Source organism: Peribacillus sp. SIMBA_075 (assembly GCF_046534585.1).
In genome coordinates this window covers 17,313-33,411 of sequence record NZ_JAWRYN010000049.1, presented here as the reverse complement: position 1 = coordinate 33,411, position 16,099 = coordinate 17,313, and the positions used below count along the sequence as shown (strand labels likewise).

General features: G+C 41.8%; 18 protein-coding genes. 10 read left to right on the top strand and 8 right to left on the bottom strand.

From position 1 onward, the window contains the following. Nucleotides 1–75: 75 nt before the first annotated feature. The gene (locus SB775_RS23630; protein WP_410863600.1) at nt 76–933 is read right to left on the bottom strand and encodes a manganese catalase family protein; all 858 of its coding nucleotides are present in this window, start codon (nt 931–933) and stop codon (nt 76–78) included. Nucleotides 934–1,074: 141 nt separating this feature from the next. On the opposite strand from SB775_RS23630, the gene SB775_RS23625 reads away from it, so the two are divergent. After that, the gene (locus SB775_RS23625; RefSeq protein ID WP_410863599.1) at nt 1,075–1,830 is read left to right on the top strand and encodes a TraR/DksA C4-type zinc finger protein; all 756 of its coding nucleotides are present in this window, start codon (nt 1,075–1,077) and stop codon (nt 1,828–1,830) included. 36 nt (nt 1,831–1,866) lie between these two features. Here SB775_RS23625 and SB775_RS23620 read toward each other — a convergent pair whose 3' ends face one another. Then, nucleotides 1,867–3,051: a MalY/PatB family protein gene (locus SB775_RS23620; protein ID WP_410863597.1), complete on the bottom strand. Its 1,185-nt coding sequence runs from the start codon at nt 3,049–3,051 to the stop codon at nt 1,867–1,869. Between the two features lie 94 nt (nt 3,052–3,145). Here SB775_RS23620 and SB775_RS23615 point away from each other — a divergent pair, with 94 nt between their 5' ends. Together SB775_RS23615 and SB775_RS23610 are read left to right on the top strand one after the other, a co-directional pair. Next, nucleotides 3,146–3,406, top strand: a complete 261-nt coding sequence (locus SB775_RS23615) for a DUF1871 family protein (protein ID WP_410863596.1) — start codon at nt 3,146–3,148, stop codon at nt 3,404–3,406. A 107-nt stretch (nt 3,407–3,513) separates the two neighbouring features. After that, on the top strand, nt 3,514–3,834 hold the full coding sequence (locus tag SB775_RS23610) for a hypothetical protein (RefSeq protein ID WP_410863594.1): 321 nt from the start codon (nt 3,514–3,516) through the stop codon (nt 3,832–3,834). Here the strand turns inward: SB775_RS23610 and SB775_RS23605 are convergent. After that, complete coding sequence (locus SB775_RS23605) at nt 3,800–4,642, bottom strand: alpha/beta fold hydrolase (protein ID WP_089361850.1); 843 nt, start codon at nt 4,640–4,642, stop codon at nt 3,800–3,802. The genes SB775_RS23610 and SB775_RS23605 overlap by 35 nt on opposite strands. A 308-nt stretch (nt 4,643–4,950) precedes the next feature. On the opposite strand from SB775_RS23605, the gene SB775_RS23600 reads away from it, so the two are divergent. Beyond that, complete coding sequence (locus tag SB775_RS23600; protein ID WP_061465425.1) at nt 4,951–5,451, top strand: Lrp/AsnC family transcriptional regulator; 501 nt, start codon at nt 4,951–4,953, stop codon at nt 5,449–5,451. Then, nucleotides 5,448–6,617 (top strand): aminotransferase, encoded by a 1,170-nt coding sequence (locus tag SB775_RS23595; RefSeq protein WP_089361849.1) that lies wholly within the window; start codon nt 5,448–5,450, stop codon nt 6,615–6,617. The genes SB775_RS23600 and SB775_RS23595 overlap by 4 nt, the downstream gene beginning before the upstream one ends. A gap of 157 nt (nt 6,618–6,774) precedes the next feature. Here the strand turns inward: SB775_RS23595 and SB775_RS23590 are convergent, their stop codons facing one another. Then, nucleotides 6,775–7,131 carry a helix-turn-helix domain-containing protein gene (locus SB775_RS23590; protein WP_410863593.1) on the bottom strand — a complete coding sequence of 119 codons (357 nt, stop codon included), beginning with the start codon at nt 7,129–7,131 and terminating at the stop codon, nt 6,775–6,777. 141 nt (nt 7,132–7,272) lie between these two features. Next, the gene (locus SB775_RS23585; RefSeq protein WP_061465422.1) at nt 7,273–8,616 is read right to left on the bottom strand and encodes a sodium-dependent transporter; all 1,344 of its coding nucleotides are present in this window, start codon (nt 8,614–8,616) and stop codon (nt 7,273–7,275) included. Nucleotides 8,617–8,963: 347 nt separating this feature from the next. Here SB775_RS23585 and yugI point away from each other — a divergent pair, with 347 nt between their 5' ends. Next, entirely contained in the window at nt 8,964–9,368 is a 405-nt protein-coding gene (yugI, locus tag SB775_RS23580) for a S1 domain-containing post-transcriptional regulator GSP13 (protein ID WP_061465421.1), read from the top strand. Nucleotides 9,369–9,509: 141 nt separating this feature from the next. On the opposite strand, the gene SB775_RS23575 is transcribed toward yugI, so the two are convergent. Next, entirely contained in the window at nt 9,510–9,743 is a 234-nt protein-coding gene (locus SB775_RS23575; protein ID WP_089361846.1) for a DUF378 domain-containing protein, read from the bottom strand. 201 nt (nt 9,744–9,944) lie between these two features. Between SB775_RS23575 and SB775_RS23570 the strand changes: the two genes are divergently transcribed. From SB775_RS23570 to SB775_RS23555, 4 genes are all read left to right on the top strand, one after another. Then, complete coding sequence (locus SB775_RS23570; protein WP_089361845.1) at nt 9,945–11,108, top strand: iron-containing alcohol dehydrogenase; 1,164 nt, start codon at nt 9,945–9,947, stop codon at nt 11,106–11,108. A gap of 145 nt (nt 11,109–11,253) precedes the next feature. Beyond that, on the top strand, nt 11,254–12,600 hold the full coding sequence (locus SB775_RS23565; protein ID WP_089361844.1) for a glucose-6-phosphate isomerase: 1,347 nt from the start codon (nt 11,254–11,256) through the stop codon (nt 12,598–12,600). A 112-nt stretch (nt 12,601–12,712) separates the two neighbouring features. Beyond that, nucleotides 12,713–12,844 carry a hypothetical protein gene (locus tag SB775_RS23560; protein ID WP_410863590.1) on the top strand — a complete coding sequence of 44 codons (132 nt, stop codon included), beginning with the start codon at nt 12,713–12,715 and terminating at the stop codon, nt 12,842–12,844. Between the two features lie 201 nt (nt 12,845–13,045). Further along, nucleotides 13,046–13,450 carry a YugN-like family protein gene (locus SB775_RS23555; protein ID WP_410863588.1) on the top strand — a complete coding sequence of 135 codons (405 nt, stop codon included), beginning with the start codon at nt 13,046–13,048 and terminating at the stop codon, nt 13,448–13,450. On the opposite strand, the gene SB775_RS23550 is transcribed toward SB775_RS23555, so the two are convergent. Continuing rightward, a complete protein-coding gene (locus tag SB775_RS23550) occupies nt 13,447–14,439 on the bottom strand; it encodes a potassium channel family protein (protein ID WP_410863586.1) in 993 nt (330 codons plus the stop codon). The genes SB775_RS23555 and SB775_RS23550 overlap by 4 nt on opposite strands. A 271-nt stretch (nt 14,440–14,710) precedes the next feature. Then, nucleotides 14,711–15,997: a glycoside hydrolase family 18 protein gene (locus SB775_RS23545; protein WP_410863585.1), complete on the bottom strand. Its 1,287-nt coding sequence runs from the start codon at nt 15,995–15,997 to the stop codon at nt 14,711–14,713. Between the last annotated feature and the right edge of the window lie 102 nt (nt 15,998–16,099).

Below are 16,099 nucleotides of genomic sequence, written 5' to 3'. Positions count from 1 at the left end.
AGTCTCGCACTTCCGCTCCAATCAACCTTAAATAGTTTCGTTTTAAAAACAACAATCTTTACGAAAAGAGCCTTTTTAATTGTTCAAATCACTCAAACCAGGGCTGTGTTCATTTGGCATATCTGGCATTTCCGGGACCGGGAATCCTTTTGGCGGCTCGGTAACGGCAAGGTTTCCGCCATTTCGGCTCGGTGTCTCCCCTTGGAAAATTTCGCCAATTTGAGTTTGATCCAGCCTGAAATTGAATTGAGCATTATGATAGCCCAAATCCACATATTTTCGGCATTCAGGATATTTGTTCAAATCATAATTAGGTATAGGGAAGATCTTCCCCCAGCTGACCCCAAGAGTTTCCAATGCCTTGGCAAATGCATTTTGATGGGCATTGTCGCGGACCATTAAAAATGCCAGTGTTTCACGCATTGCTTTATTGGAGCTCATTTCATATATCCTCGACTTTTGCAGAACCCCCGTAGATTCAAGGATGACATTATTCAAAAGGTTCGCCACAAGATTGCCGTGATCATAAACCCAAGATCCATTCCATGGATTGCCGCCAGCGTCGACGGGCAGGGACGCTTTCGCACCGATTATGAAATGATGTGGATTTGCACCACTCTGGATGGCATCATCCAATGGGGCACCATCGATCCCGGAATCTCCGGGCATATCCCCACCAGCCTCATTCAGCAACTGGTTGATGGTTGATTGGACAAGTTCTACGTGGCTTAGTTCCTCTAGGAAAACCCCGCGGATTAAATCACGATATTGTTTAGCGTTGCCGCGGAAGTTGGCACTTTGGAAAGAATACTGCATCATCGTCCGCATTTCACCGAATTGCCCTCCAAGCGTTTCCTGAAGAACCTTTGCTGCATTGGGATCAGGCTTATCTGGAACGATCATATTGATTAAATCTTCTTTATAGAAATACAATGAAAGCCCTCCTAGAATCAATATTTCTAATTTAGCTTCTGTTGCCTCAATTAAATTATTCCTAAGGTAAAAAGTACCTTTATGGAATGAAGGGAAGAGAGAAATACTAGAGGGAAGAACGATTTTGAAAGGATGTTGCACATGCTATCCAATCAGCAGCTAAAAGAATTTCAACAGCAATTGCAGCAAACGAAGCAAGAGTTGAAAGAGCGATTAAATGATTCAGGCAACTACGATTTAAGAAGAAGCTTGGAGGATTCGACAGGTGAGCTATCGAGTTACGATAATCATCCCGGCGATGAAGGAACCGAGTTATATGAACGGGAAAAGGATTTGGCCCTTTCCGAGCATGATCGGGATGAAATAAGGGATATTGATCGAGCGCTTTCTGCCATCGAGGCAGGTGAGTATGGAAAGTGCGAGGTTTGTTCAAAGGAAATACCTATTGAACGCATGAAAGCCATGCCTACAACGACTTATTGTGTCGAGCATACTCCGTCACAGGAAACTTCGCACAATCGGCCAATCGAAGAGGAAGTGCTGGGACCGCCGTTTGGAAAGTTTGATTATGATGACCGGCACGAATCGGTTGCTTACGATGCGGAAGATTCGTGGCAGGATGTTGCCAGTTACGGAACATCTGAATCGCCTTCCGATTTTGTAAATCCGCCAAGCGATTACGAAGATATGTATGTTGAGTCCGAAGAAAATATCGGATATGTCGAAGATTATGAAAATTTTGTTGGTGTGGATATATACGGTAAAGAGGTAACGGTTTACCCGAACTCCCAATATCAAGAATTGAAGGAAGAACTTTTTGAAGAAAATATTCAAACCCCGTTTGGTGATTTGCCGCGATATGAGCATGATCCTTATGTTGATGAAGAGAAAGATTGAAAAAAAGAACCAGGATTTTTAAACCTGGTTCTTTTTTTATGAAAAAGCCAATTTTAAACGGTTTAGACCTTCCATCATCATGCTGCGTGAGCAACCTAGATTCATTCGGACGAAACCTTCGCCGCCAGGTCCATATTTTGAACCAGGCTCCAATGCGAGCTTCCCTTGATGGATAAGCCGTTCCTTAATTTCCTTGTCATTCAATCCAAGATCACGGCAGTCAATCCATAGAAGGTAAGAAGCATCCGGATGCATGACATGCAAAGAAGGGATTTCAGCAGCGATGAATTCCTCAGCCACTTTTATATTCTCCTCAATGTAGCCAATCATGTCTTCCAGCCAGTTTAAGCCCTCTCGATACGCAGCTTCCATCGCTGTTAAAGCGAGGATGTTAAGGCCATGAAATGCCAATTTCGTTTGTGCCTTTTGCAATTTATTTTGTAATTTTTCATTACTGGTGACCAGGAATGAAGCCTGAAGGCCGGCAATATTGAATGTTTTACTTGGCGCCATTAACGTGACGGTTATGTCGGCTAACTTCTCTGAAAGCGAGCCTATCGGATAATGTCTGGATGTTGTATGGAATAAATCAGCATGAATCTCATCACTGACGATGACTACATCATATTTTTCACAGAGCTCTCCGATTCGGAGGAGTTCTTCTTTTGTCCAAACGCGTCCGCCAGGGTTATGTGGACTGCAAAAAAGGAAAAGCTTCACTCCGCTTTTCAGCTTGTCCTCAAAATCAGCGAAATCAATCTGAAAGCGATCTTCTTCTATGATAAGGGGACTATTGACCACTTCCCGGTCATTATTTTTGATCATATCAAAAAATGGTGTGTAGACGGGTGATTGTAATAATATTTTATCGCCCGGGTCTGTGAAAGCTTGGATTGTTGTACCAATTGCAGAAACGACGCCAGAGCTAAATGAAATCCACTCTTTATCGATTTGCCAGGAGTGCCGGTCTCTAAGCCAGCGTTGAATTTCGGTGAAAACCGCTTCGGAAGGGACGGTATAACCGAAAATTGGATGATTCAAGCGTTCTATTAACGCTTTTTGAATGCCCACAGGAGATGGGAAGTCCATATCGGCAACCCACATTGGCAGAACATCTTCGCGCCCATACAATGATTTGAGCGAGTTTTTATCCCATTTTACGGATCCTGAATTTTCTCTGTTAATGTGTTCTTCAAAAATTGACTTGTTCAAAATGTCCACCGCCGAATAAAAATTTGTCGTCTTCGTGAAAAGCCTGTTGTTATGATACTATGATAACATGTTCTTTGAAAACCTATTGAGCAGGTGATGAATTATGGATACACAGCAAATGAATTTAGCGTTGGCTGCCGTTTTGCAAGAATGGGACCCTTTCCAGATAGGATGGGATCTATATGAACCGGAAATTGCGGATACGGTCGTAGCAATCCGATATATAGATAGCCCGCAGGAACTGGCGGAAAAAATAAAGTCCATTTACGAGTTCGCTTTCGATGAAACCGTTAAGATGGAAAAATGCCTGGAAGTTGCACAGAAACTGCTCATCATAAAAAATGATGCCAGCTGTTCGATCTAAAGGTGAAAAAGGGTGTACCCAGAAATAAGGGTCACCTTTTTTACGTTGTTTTTTTTGCTCTTTACTCATAGTTTTCTCTCTTTACTCATAGTTTGAGCTGTTTATTCGTGAGTTTGGGCTGTTTACTCGTGAGTTTGCGCTGTTTACTCGTGAGTTTACGCTGTTTACTCGTGAGTTTACGCTGTTTACTCGCGAGTTTACGCTGTTTACTCGTGAGTTTACGCTGTTTACCCGTAAGTTTGCGCTGTTTACTCGTGAATTTACGCTGTTTACTCGTGAGTTTGGGCTGTTTACTCGCGAGTTTGCGCTGTTTACTCGTGAGTTTGCGCTGTTTACTCGTGAGTTTACGCTGTTTACCCGTAAGTTTGCGCTGTTTACTCGTGAGTTTTGTTTTTAAGTTGGGGAGGCTACACCAAGAAATTCCTTAATTAATTGATAAACCTCTTCCGGTTTCTCCTCTGGAAGAAGGTGCCCGGTATCCTCAATGACAACAAGCTCGGAATTAGGCAGGTCATCATGGAGCCTTTGGCCAATATCCAACGGTACCACTCTATCATGCCTTCCCCATATAAGCAGGCAAGGCGTATGGATATCACTAAGGTCTTCCTTCAACAAATCGATTTCCTTATCTCGGAGCATCCTCCCCAATGCACGGAAAATATCATGCTTCTTTATGAATGGCCCTAGATAGCCCTGTCGCATTTCATCGTCAATCATGGTCGGGTCATGAACGACATTTTTCAAGTTCTTTTCGATCCCGGACTTTTGTAAATACCGTTTTATCCCGAATGAAAAGAAAGGCAGGTAACTGACCATCTTCATTTTTTCCGAATAGCCGGGCTGATAGCCTGATCCGGCAAGGAGGATGGCATGGTCGACAAGATCAGGATGTGATTTTATGAGCTGCAGGGAAATCTGCCCGCCCATGGAATGGCCGATAATACTGAATTTCCTGATGTTTTTCCCCTCCAAGAACAGAACAACGGATTTAGCAATGTTCCGGAATGAATATGTATATCGATAATCCTTACCGCTTTGCCCAAATGGGGGAAGGTCTATTGAGATCACATTGAATTCCTTGATCAAATAGGGCACTAATTTACGGAAACTGAAGCTGGATGACAAAAATCCGTGAAGCAGTACAAGTGTGGGGAAGGAATCATCCATATGGTCATATTCAAAATAGATTTCTATATTTCCTACCCGTTCAATGCCTTTGATTGTATGAATTTCCATATAAATCCCTTTCTCCTCTGGTATTAGTCATAGATACAAGTGTGTGTTCACCTGAATATCCCAAAAAAGGTCCTTAAATACTGTTGCATAACAGTAATTGTAATAATAACGATGAAAAAAGACAATTACTATAACAGGTCGTCAACCAATTTTGATATAATAGTATAAGTTTATCCTGACAGAATAGGACTTATTAATTTATATTGTCATATAGGATTCTAAAAAAGTCTAATAAGGTAATTCGTGAGACTATCTGCCAGCCAAACCATCACATCTAAATTAGTGAATTCCAAAAGGGGGGTTTTCCAATGCACTTGAATGAAGAGGAATTGGAAGTCTTGAGAATCATTGAAAATAACAGCCGGATTGATCTGAAGGATTTGGCTAAAATGACCAATCTATCAGAAGCGGGCATTGAAATAACATTGAAGAAATTAGAAGATATGCGGGTTATTGTCCGTTATTTAACAGTCATTAACTGGGCGAAAGTGGATGAATACCATGGTGTCACAGCGATGATTGATGTAAAAGTCACTCCGAAACGCGGTGTCGGTTTCGATGAGGTAGCAAAAAGGATTTACAAATTCAAAGAAGTCGAGTCCGTTTATTTAATGTCGGGGGCTTATGATTTATCAGTCATTGTCGAAGGGCGTTCTATGAACGAAGTGGCAAACTTTGTTTCAGAAAAACTTTCGACACTGGATTCCGTCATTTCTACGACGACTCACTTCATTATGAAAAAATACAAGCACGATGGCACAATTTTTGACCAAACTGATGAAGATAAGCGGATAGTGGTGTCACCATGATTAAAACGAGTTATGTTTCAAGAACGATTGCAGAGCTTAAACCATCAGGCATCCGCCGCTTTTTCGACCTGGCAGCCAATTTGGAAGGGGTCATCTCACTTGGTGTGGGTGAACCGGATTTCGTTACATCTTGGGCAGTGAGGGAAGCTGCGATCAACTCCTTGGAGGAAGGGTATACCTCTTATACGGCTAATGCAGGATTATTTGAATTAAGGTCGGAAATCAGCTGGTATATGGAGAAGCAGTTCCATGTTTCATATAGACCAGAGGATCAAATCATTGTCACGGTCGGAGCAAGCCAGGCTCTCGATATTGCCCTGAGGACCATCTTGAATCCAGGGGAAGAAGTCATTGTAGTGGAACCTTGTTTCGTCGCCTATGCACCGCTTGTGACCATGGCAGGGGGAATACCGGTCACGGTCCAAACTTCAAAGGATGATGACTTTAAGTTGACTCCCGGGCAACTCGAAGCGGCAATCACGCCTAAAACGAAGGCGGTTTTAATCTGTTCACCGAATAATCCAACTGGCACCCAGCTTGGACAGGAAGAATTAGTGATGCTTGCTGATATCATTAAAAAGCATGACTTGCTTGTCATTTCCGATGAAATCTATGCTGAACTTGCTTATGATGAGAAATTCACCTCTTTTGCTGCCATTGACGGCATGCTTGAGCGGACAATTGTCATCAATGGGTTTTCGAAAGGCTTTGCAATGACCGGATGGCGTCTTGGGTTCGTTTGTGCACCTAAGGAAATTTCTGAAGCGATGCTTAAGCTTCATCAATATGCGATGATGTGTGCGCCGACCGTTGCTCAACATGCTGCATTGGAAGCTTTAAGGCACGGAATGCAGGATGTAGAAGAAATGCGTCGGAGTTATCGGAGAAGACGAAATTATATCGTGAATTCATTTAACGATATGGGTCTGGATTGTCACAATCCTGGCGGGGCATTTTATGCTTTTCCTTCCATTGAGAAAACAGGGATGACTTCGTTGGAATTTGCTGAAAAACTTCTGACGGAAGAACTTGTAGCCGTTGTACCGGGAGATGTGTTCGGGGAAAGCGGTGAAGGTCATATCCGCTGTTCCTATGCATCCTCCATGGAACAACTTCAAGAAGCGCTTAGAAGGATGGAACGTTTCATGAAGAACCATAGCCAATAAAAGCAAAAAAAATAGGGATCCGGCCGTTATAAGCAGCCGGATCCCTTTCCATAGGGGGAATTAGAAAAAGAGTTAATCTAATGGATTAACATAGAAAGTGTTAATCATAGTATATCCAGCACTCTGAAAAAAAATACACATACTACGACCATTTTTTTCAATTAGCTTGTGTATTATATAAAGTATGCATAACATTCAGAATTTGTTCTTCGCTAAAGTCTTTAGCTGTTCTTAGGATGAGCTCAGCCTTTTTGGATCCGATTTCTTCAATCAGCTTTTTTATGTCCTCGTCAACACCAGAAGCGTTTCCGGTTTGGGCGTCCTTCAAGAACTCTGAAGCTGGAATGTCAAGAACGGTCGAAAGCCGTAAAATGGTTTGAGTATCAGGAATCGATTCACCAGTTTCATACTTTTCAATCTTTTTGGTGCCGATTCGTAATTTCAAAGCCAGTTCCTGTTGAGTGAGGTTATGATCTTCTCGATATTGCCGGATTTTCTTCGCGATATTTGACATAGTCAGGCACTCCTTTTTCAGGAAATATTTTCTTTATGTAATGATTTTACCATATTATAACTAAAGGAAATCAAATGAATATGTAGGTTTTGTGAAAAAAAAATGCCGCCTCGAGAAATATCGAAACGGCATTTTGGATTACTAAATGAGATTAATTGAGTTAAGAAATACGAGTATGATCATGATCGGCACAATGTAGCGAATCAGGAAGTACCAAAGTTTAAAAAGTGACCGACCGGAATCTGCGCCAGTTTCGAACTCTTTTTGGACCTCGATCCTTTTCATTTGATAGCCGATGAAAAGGGATATGAACAAGGCGCCGACTGGCAGTGCGATGTTGCTTGTCAGATAATCAGCCAAATCGAATATGGATAAATTGAAAATCTTCACATCTGAAAGCACCCCAAATGATAATGCGCTTGGAATTCCAATCAAGAAAACGACGCTACCAGCTATCCAAGAAGCCTTCTTCCGCTTTGCGGTATCACCTTTGATCATGGCTGCAACGACGATTTCGAGAATGGAGAAGGCCGTTGTAAGTGTGGCGAATAATAATAATATGAAGAAAATGGCCATGAAGATCCCGCCAAGCGCCATTTCATTGAATACGGCAGGCAACACGACGAATACTAGTCCAGGACCGCTAGAAGGGCTGAAGCCCAGTGCGAAAACAGCTGGGAAAATGACTAAACCTGCTAACAAGGAAATGAAGATATTCAGTCCAACCACCGAGAAGGCCGATTTAGTTATATCTTCTTTTTTACTTAAATAGGATGCATAGGTTACCATCACTGAAACACCAACACTAAGTGCAAAGAAGGATTGGCCAAGAGCTAATAGGATCGTTTCCCCTGTTAAAGCGGAAAAGTCCGGCTTCAAGAAGAATTTTACACCCTCCATTGCTCCGTCCAGAGTCAAGGAACGGATGAGGAGAATAATGAAAAGAATGAACAATGAAGGCATCATATATTTATTCGCTTTTTCAATTCCTTTGGATACGCCACCTTGCACGACCCAAATGGTTAAAACCATGAATAATAATTGAGCGATGACCGTTTCATAAGGATTGCTGATTATCGTATTGAAGAAGTTTCCATACTCAGTCTGGGTTAAGTTTGAAAGGGAACCGGTTAAACTTCTTGCTAAATAGGAGATGATCCAGCCGCCAACGACACTAAAGAAGGAAAGCAGAATGATGGAAGCGACGACACCGCCATATCCGATCAAAACCCAAGGTTTTCCTGGGGCGATATATTTATATGCGCTAATGGCATCTTTCTGTGCATTGCGGCCAATTGTGAATTCCGCTATTAATATGGGGGCACCGATAAGCAGTGTGAACAAAATGAAGAGCAGGAAAAAGACCCCTCCACCATTTTCACCAGTCATATATGGGAGCTTCCAGATGGCGCCTAATCCAATAGCGGATCCCGCGGCTGCCAGGATAAACCCAAGTTTTGAAGTCCATTGTTCTTGTTTTGACATGATGGAAAAACTCCTTTAGATGTAAAGATTATCTAGCTGTAAACAATAATTTCTTTAAAACATTTTTTCATCTTACTATGATTATGAGGAAATGGGTAGTGTTTTAATATTACAATCTTTAGAAAAATGAGTAAATATATTAAGGGAATGGAGGTTATTTGCAAATTTTTAGGATAAATTATAAATAACGTTCTTATAATATTTATTATTTCCAAAAAACAAACATTTTTAATGAGTAAAATTCAAAAAAGTATGGTATACTTAACTTTGATTATTTTCCAATTATGTGATATAATTTTTTATTGCGTGAAAAGACGAAAAAATATATATAAAATAGGAGTGTTACCATGTCTGAAAAATTCGAAATTGGTGCGGTAGTTACTGGTAAAGTAACTGGTATTCAACCATACGGTGCTTTTGTTGCTTTAGATGAATCAACTCAAGGTTTAGTTCATATTTCTGAAATTACTCACGGATTCGTTAAAGATATCAACGAACATTTAAAAGTGAACGATGAAGTAAAAGTTAAAGTGCTTTCAATCGATTCAGCTGCTGGAAAAATCGGCTTATCGATCCGCGCAACAGAAGAAGCTCCTGAGCGTACTGAAGCTCCGAAAAAAGCTCCAAAAAAACGCCAAGCATCTGTTAAAGCAACATCTCACATCGAATCTACTGAAGGTTTCAACACATTGAAAGACAAACTTCAAGAGTGGATTGAACAATCTCAACGCGAAGACTTAATCAAAAAATAATTTTGTGAACCGACAGATCAATCGATCAGTCGGTTTTTTTTGTCATTTTCATGATTTCATGAAAATGAATTAAATAAAGCCGGGTCATGTTTTTTATCCATGGTCCGGCTTTATTTTTATAGAATATAAACAAAATCCCTTTCAACGATTCGGTTTGGTTTCTGGTTCACTGGCAATTTCAGGACTTGGTTTAAAGAGAAGACCAAGGTTAATTAGGCCGGCAATTCCAACCAATCCATAAATGATACGGGCCATTCCAGCATCTTGCCCTCCGAAAATCGAAGCGACCAAGTCAAATTGGAAAAACCCTATTAATCCCCAGTTGATTGCCCCGATTATTGTAAGAACAAGTGCAATTCTTTGAATTCCACTCATTGTACAGCCTCCTTTTTTTGAAAAAATCAGTTCTTTACTTATCATGCTTTTTCATCATGTAAATATACATCCTTACAGAAGTTCGGACGGATGCTTTGTATTTATATGGAATATTGGTCATAATGAAGAAAAGAAAAAAACTGCCATTGGCCAAGTGGGCAATTTTCTAGAGGCCGATGTGGCATTAAGGAGAGAAATCTTTTGGAGAATTTCACTTATAAAAACCCTACTAAAATAATTTTCGGGAAAGATCAGCTTGGAAGTTTAAAAACGGAAATCCCTGCATATGGTGATAAGGTTTTACTTGTATACGGTGGAGGAAGCATAAAGAAAAATGGCTTATATGAAAAAGTGATCAATGCCTTGAAAGAGATCGATGCAGAGGTGCACGAACTTTCCGGAGTTGAACCGAATCCGCGCATCTCAACAGTCCGGAAAGGTGTGGAACTTTGTAAAGAACATGGTATCGACTTTGTGCTTGCTGTTGGAGGCGGCAGTGTCATTGACGCGACAAAGGCCATTGCTGCCGGTGCTAAATATGAGGGGGATCCATGGGATCTAGTCATTAAGGAGGCATCAGTAGAAGAGGCCCTTCCGTTTGGAACGATACTGACTTTAGCTGCAACCGGCTCCGAGGCAAATTCCGGCTCAGTCATTACAAACTGGGAAACGAAAGAGAAATATGGATGGGGAAGTCCATTGGTATTTCCCCAATTCTCCATTTTGGATCCAGAAAATACTTTTTCGGTACCGAAAGATCAGACTGTATACGGAATGGTCGATATGATGTCACATGTGTTCGAAACGTACTTCCATCCGGAAACGCATGCACCTCTTCAAGACCGTTTTTGTGAATCGCTGTTACTGACAGTGATTGAAACGGCGCCTAAACTATTGGAAAACCTGGAGGATTATGAACACAGGGCCACTATCCTATATGCAGGAAATATTGCCTTGAATGGTTCGCTTGGGGTTGGCTACAGTGGGGATTGGGCAACGCATAACATTGAACATGCCGTTTCAGCTGTTTATGACATCCCGCATGCCGGAGGATTGGCCATCTTATTTCCAAATTGGATGAAACATGTGCTCCATGAAAATGTTGCACGCTTTAAACAGGTTGCAGTCCGTGTGTTCCATGTTGATCCGGAAGGTAAAACGGATGAGGAAGCGGCCCTTGAGGGCATTGAAAGACTAAGGTCGTTTTGGAGCAGCTTAGGTGCGCCGACCAATCTTTCGGATTATGGCATCGATGACTCACAATTGGAAGTCATGGCTGATAAAGCGATGAGCAGAGGGGGATTTGGGCGATTCAAAATCCTGAACCGTGAAGATGTCCTTGCCATTTTACGGGCTTCATTATAATTCAAGTGAAATGTTCATTCTCCCGCCTTGTCAGGTGGGAGATTACTTTGAACGTATAATTCGTTATTTACTTGACCGATATCTTGATTATGAGAATTACATCAGATAAAGTGATAGGGAAACTAAAAATCAAGGAGGAATTTGAATGGCCCATATTCGTTTCGATTATTCAAAAGCCCTGCCGTTTTTCGGGGAGCATGAAATTACCTATTTACAGGATGCTGTAAAAGTGGCCCACCATTCTCTGCATGAACAGACAGGGGCAGGCAATGAATATCTTGGCTGGCTTGATTTACCCGCCAATTATGATAAAGAAGAGTTCTCGAGGATCAAAAAAGCAGCGGAAAAAATAAAAAAAGATTCAGATGTGTTACTGGTTATCGGAATCGGTGGATCATACCTGGGAGCGCGCGCGGCAGTTGAAATGCTTCAACATAGTTTTTATAACATTTTGCCGACGGACAAAAGAAAAACACCGCAAATTTTATTTGTAGGTAATAATATAAGCTCTACATATATGCAGGACGTAATGGACCTGTTGGAAAACAGGGATTTCTCGATCAATGTTATCTCTAAATCTGGTACGACCACTGAACCAGCACTGGCCTTCAGGATATTCAGGAAACTGCTGGAACAAAAATATGGTGTTGAAGAAGCTAAAAGCCGAATTTATGCGACCACTGACAAAGAAAAGGGCGCATTAAAAACGGTAGCAACGGAGGAGGGTTTCCAAACTTTTGTCATTCCTGATGATGTTGGCGGACGTTACTCTGTCTTAACGGCAGTTGGGTTGCTTCCGATTGCGGTCAGCGGGGCAGATATCGATCAAATCATGGAGGGAGCCGAGCGTGCAAGGTTGGACTACAGTTCTTCCGAGCTAGCTGATAATGAGGCATACCAATATGCAGCGGTTCGAAATATCCTTTACAATAAAGGGAAAACCATTGAAATGCTGATAAACTATGAGCCTGGACTTCAATACTTCTCTGAGTGGTGGAAACAATTATTTGGAGAGAGTGAAGGAAAGGATCAAAAGGGGATTTTCCCTTCATCCGCTAACTTTTCGACTGACCTGCATTCATTAGGGCAATATGTTCAGGAAGGGCGGCGTGATCTTTTTGAAACAGTCATCAAAGTGGAAAAGGCCCGTCATGAAATTTTAATTGAAGAAGCGGACAATGACTTGGATGGCCTGAATTACCTTTCAGGTGAAACGGTGCAATTCGTAAATAATAAAGCATTTGAGGGCACTCTTTTAGCACATACGGACGGTGGCGTTCCCAACCTGATCGTAACGGTTCCTAAGCTTGATGCTTATACATTTGGCTACCTTGTATATTTCTTCGAGAAAGCTTGTGCAATGAGCGGTTACTTACTAGGTGTCAATCCATTTGATCAGCCTGGAGTGGAAGCATATAAGGTGAACATGTTTGCGCTTTTAGGCAAGCCAGGTTATGAAAAGAAAAAAGCGGAGCTAGAACAGCGCTTATAATAAAAAAAGCATGAAGCAGGAATAACATCCAGCTTCATGCTTTTTTATTGAACTCTAAAGTTAAATTAACATATTCGAATGCTTGCATTAAAAAACCGAAGAATTTGGGTTCATGTGTGCACAATTCATCAATGATGAATTCCAATTACACAGGTTCCGCAAATTCCGGTTCTTCAAAGATGAAAAGGCTTTAAGCAAAGCGGGAGAAAATCCAGCAGCTGCAACAGGAAGTGCGGCAATCTAGAAATGCAGATCCAGCAATTGCAATTAATGAAGCTCTGAAGCTGAAATAAACTTTATAAAAGAGCGTAAGGATACCTTGGGGATCAGAGAGAAAGCCAATCTTCTTTATCCTGAACCGAGGGTACAATCGAGTCATTCCAGGGGTTTTTTTAAAGGCCTTTTGGTTAAGCTAATAGAAAAATGGCGAAAGAGGTTTTTTACTATGATTAAAATTTCTTCTGAGTTGGAAGGGAAAACATTCGGTTTGTTCGACCTGGAGACGAAGTTAAAGCCGGAAGGATATGTGATAGGCGGAGGCTGGGACTATGACAATGGGTCGTTTGATTATAAAATGGATAACAGTGATGGGTACCAGTTTTTGCGTATCCCTTTCAGGGCGGTTGATGGTTCACTCGATCAGGATGGGGTAATGGTCGAACTTTTACAACCGTTTTTGTTATCTCATAAATACGAGGACGGTGTTGACGGTGAAGGAAATATCGGAAACCTCACCGCTTCCTTCAATCAGTTTGCTGAGCCGGAAAATCCGGATGCCGAATTTCCGGAAAACTATATCTCTTATGGAAAATCGCTTGTCCATGATTTGGAAAAGCTTTTATTACATTAATCTTCAATGATGATTAGAGTGTCATTGCGTTGTATGATTACATTTGCAGGGGGCTTGATGAATGTCTCGCCTCCTGATATGATGCCCACCAATAGAATGTCTTGATCAAATAGCTTGGCGCTCAACTGTTTAAACGTCAATTCCGCCCAGTCACTCTGGATGGCCAGTTGTTTGATGTTCAATCCATCCCATTCATTTTGCTCTTCAGCTTCCACAATGATCCCTCTCGATAAGCAATCCTGCATATAATCACTTGCAAATTTATTCGTTTCGACAATACCATCCGCTCCTGCCCGCAAAGCATTTTCCTTTTGTTCTTGCGTCAATATTTCCACTAGACAATACAAATGCGGATTCAAGCCTTTGACGGCCAGTAACGTTAATATCGAGAACATATCCGTATGCAGCTCGTCTTGCTTGAGGTCAGCGGTGATAAGGACGCGTATGGCCTGTTTTATATTAGCTTTTTGCAAAACGGAATCCAATGTAGCTTTTCCTTGGATAAAGTGGATATTCGTTCTTGGTAGCGGGTGCTTTTGCAGCGTATCATCTATAAGGACAATAGGTTGATGATGAGTTCTATTATGAATGTTTTGGATGATTCTCCTGGAACGGCCATTCCAGCCCACAATGATAATATGGCCACCGCCGCTGAATACTTTCTTTCCTGTTAGAAATTGCTGTTCATTGGAAATGGACATTTTAGCAATGTATGCAAAATAAGAGGTGATCAGGCCGGCACCTGACAAAATGAGGGTGATCCCAATGACTTTACCAAGATTGGTCACAGGCGTGTAATCTCCGTAACCTACCGTTGACATAGTCACGATTGCCCACCAGATGCCATCGAGTAAAGTAGGGAATCTTTTCGGCTCCACAAGGTGGATCAATACCCCGAAAGAGAGTAAAAATAATGCGATGGTAGAAAGCAATCTGATGAAACGCGGAATTCTAGGAACGGTGCTAATGTATGTACCGAATCTAATCATGTTTTTCACACCCCTTAAGCTGTTCCTTTTAGTATGGTCAAAAAAGGCTTTGCTCATAAGGCAGTCAAACAAACTTTGAATCATGAATTTCGTAGATTATCTAAAAAAGTGCAACTCGGATAACAGGGAAATGATAAAAGCCTTCCAGAACGTCGGAAGGCTTTTATGGCTGAGTCACGTATCCTGAACTGGACTTCATGCTCGATGATGGATTATATGTCAGGTTGCGTTTCGGTATTCCAAAAGTTTGATAAATAGGCTCAATCTGTTCTTAGACCCTTCTGCGTACGTTGAAGTTATCACTGATGAGCAGCCAGTTTTGAGGGAAGGCTAGGCCGAGCTTCCAATAACTCATCCCCCTTAGATTCAATTCCTTGATTAAATCGAATTTTGCCTGAATGGATCTGGCATCTTCAAACCACACCTCATGCTGCTTATCCTCAATATCCGTATAATTGAAGTGCGGGGCCTGTGCGGTTTCATCATACTCGATGGCAACATTATTGGCAGCTGCAATCTGGATGGCCTGCTGCGGACTTACAGCCTTGGCAGTGGATCCCTGTACAAAAGGCAGGGTCCAATCATAGCCATATAGATTTTGCCCCATCAGGATTTTGTTGGCAGGAATTTCAGTGACGGCATATTCGAGCACATCCCGAACAGATCTAATTGGCGATACAGCCATTGCCGGTCCCCCGCTATACCCCCATTCATAAGTCATGATGATAACGAAGTCGACGATTTCGCCATGTGCTTTATAGTCATGGGCCTCATACCAACGGCCTTTTTGTTCCGCACTTGTTTTGGGGGCAAGTGCCGTAGAAATGAACCATCCTTCTTTCTTGAAACGTTCCTTGGCTTTTCGGAGAAATTGATTATAAGCTTCTTTATCAGACGGCCTTAAAAACTCAAAGTCAAAGTGGATATCCCGGAATCCATATTTCTTTGCAGTTGAAACGATATTGTTCAGGAACTTATTTTGAACGGAAGTGTTCGTCAAGATGATTTGCCCGAGCTCATCGCTGAATTGGTCTTTTTCCTGATTCGTGATCACCATCATCAAGACATTTTTATTTTCCCTGGCGATGGCAGGGAATTCATTGAGCAATGGCTCTTTTAAGGAGCCGTCACGAAGCGCCTGGAAGCTGAATGGGGCCAAATAGGTTAAATAGGGCCCAGCTTCCCTTGCAGCCGTTTCAAGGGCCGGTGCAACCGTCGTACCCCTCGGCTCGACATACCCATTGAATTCGGCGGTCCTTTTCTTACGTGCTGGAATATAGAGCCGGTATCCAACGGATAAGTTTTGATTTTCGGAAATGCCATTTATTTTTGCCAATTCTTGAAAAGGGACATCAACCTTTTGGGAAATGGAATAAAGACTATCACCGGGTTGAACGAAATAATAGCTGCCGACAATTGGAATGACAAGGGCCTGCCCAGTAACAAGATTAGTTGGGTTAGGAATCTTATTTGTTTCCACGAGCCTATCAACAGTTACGCTGTACGTCTGGGCGATGCCATATAACGTCTGGCCTGGCCTAACCACATGTATTTGCAAATCTTTTCCCTCCTACTGAAAGTTTCCTAACAGTTTATGAACAGAAAAAGGAATTCATGATAAAGAGCTTTGGATTGAAGGGATCGTAAAGAAAAATAATTC

Bases quoted from the DNA above. Each gene is read 5' to 3' on its own strand.
- SB775_RS23625 (WP_410863599.1), top strand. From the start codon at position 1,075: ATGCTATCCAATCAGCAGCTAAAAGAATTTCAACAGCAATTGCAGCAA.
- SB775_RS23615 (WP_410863596.1), top strand. From the start codon at position 3,146: ATGGATACACAGCAAATGAATTTAGCGTTGGCTGCCGTTTTGCAAGAA.
- SB775_RS23605 (WP_089361850.1), bottom strand. From the start codon at position 4,642: ATGGAAATTCATACAATCAAAGGCATTGAACGGGTAGGAAATATAGAA.
- SB775_RS23600 (WP_061465425.1), top strand. From the start codon at position 4,951: ATGCACTTGAATGAAGAGGAATTGGAAGTCTTGAGAATCATTGAAAAT.
- SB775_RS23595 (WP_089361849.1), top strand. From the start codon at position 5,448: ATGATTAAAACGAGTTATGTTTCAAGAACGATTGCAGAGCTTAAACCA.
- SB775_RS23590 (WP_410863593.1), bottom strand. From the start codon at position 7,131: ATGTCAAATATCGCGAAGAAAATCCGGCAATATCGAGAAGATCATAAC.
- SB775_RS23585 (WP_061465422.1), bottom strand. From the start codon at position 8,616: ATGTCAAAACAAGAACAATGGACTTCAAAACTTGGGTTTATCCTGGCA.
- yugI (WP_061465421.1), top strand. From the start codon at position 8,964: ATGTCTGAAAAATTCGAAATTGGTGCGGTAGTTACTGGTAAAGTAACT.
- SB775_RS23575 (WP_089361846.1), bottom strand. From the start codon at position 9,743: ATGAGTGGAATTCAAAGAATTGCACTTGTTCTTACAATAATCGGGGCA.
- SB775_RS23565 (WP_089361844.1), top strand. From the start codon at position 11,254: ATGGCCCATATTCGTTTCGATTATTCAAAAGCCCTGCCGTTTTTCGGG.
- SB775_RS23560 (WP_410863590.1), top strand. From the start codon at position 12,713: ATGTGTGCACAATTCATCAATGATGAATTCCAATTACACAGGTTCCGC.
- SB775_RS23555 (WP_410863588.1), top strand. From the start codon at position 13,046: ATGATTAAAATTTCTTCTGAGTTGGAAGGGAAAACATTCGGTTTGTTC.
- SB775_RS23550 (WP_410863586.1), bottom strand. From the start codon at position 14,439: ATGATTAGATTCGGTACATACATTAGCACCGTTCCTAGAATTCCGCGT.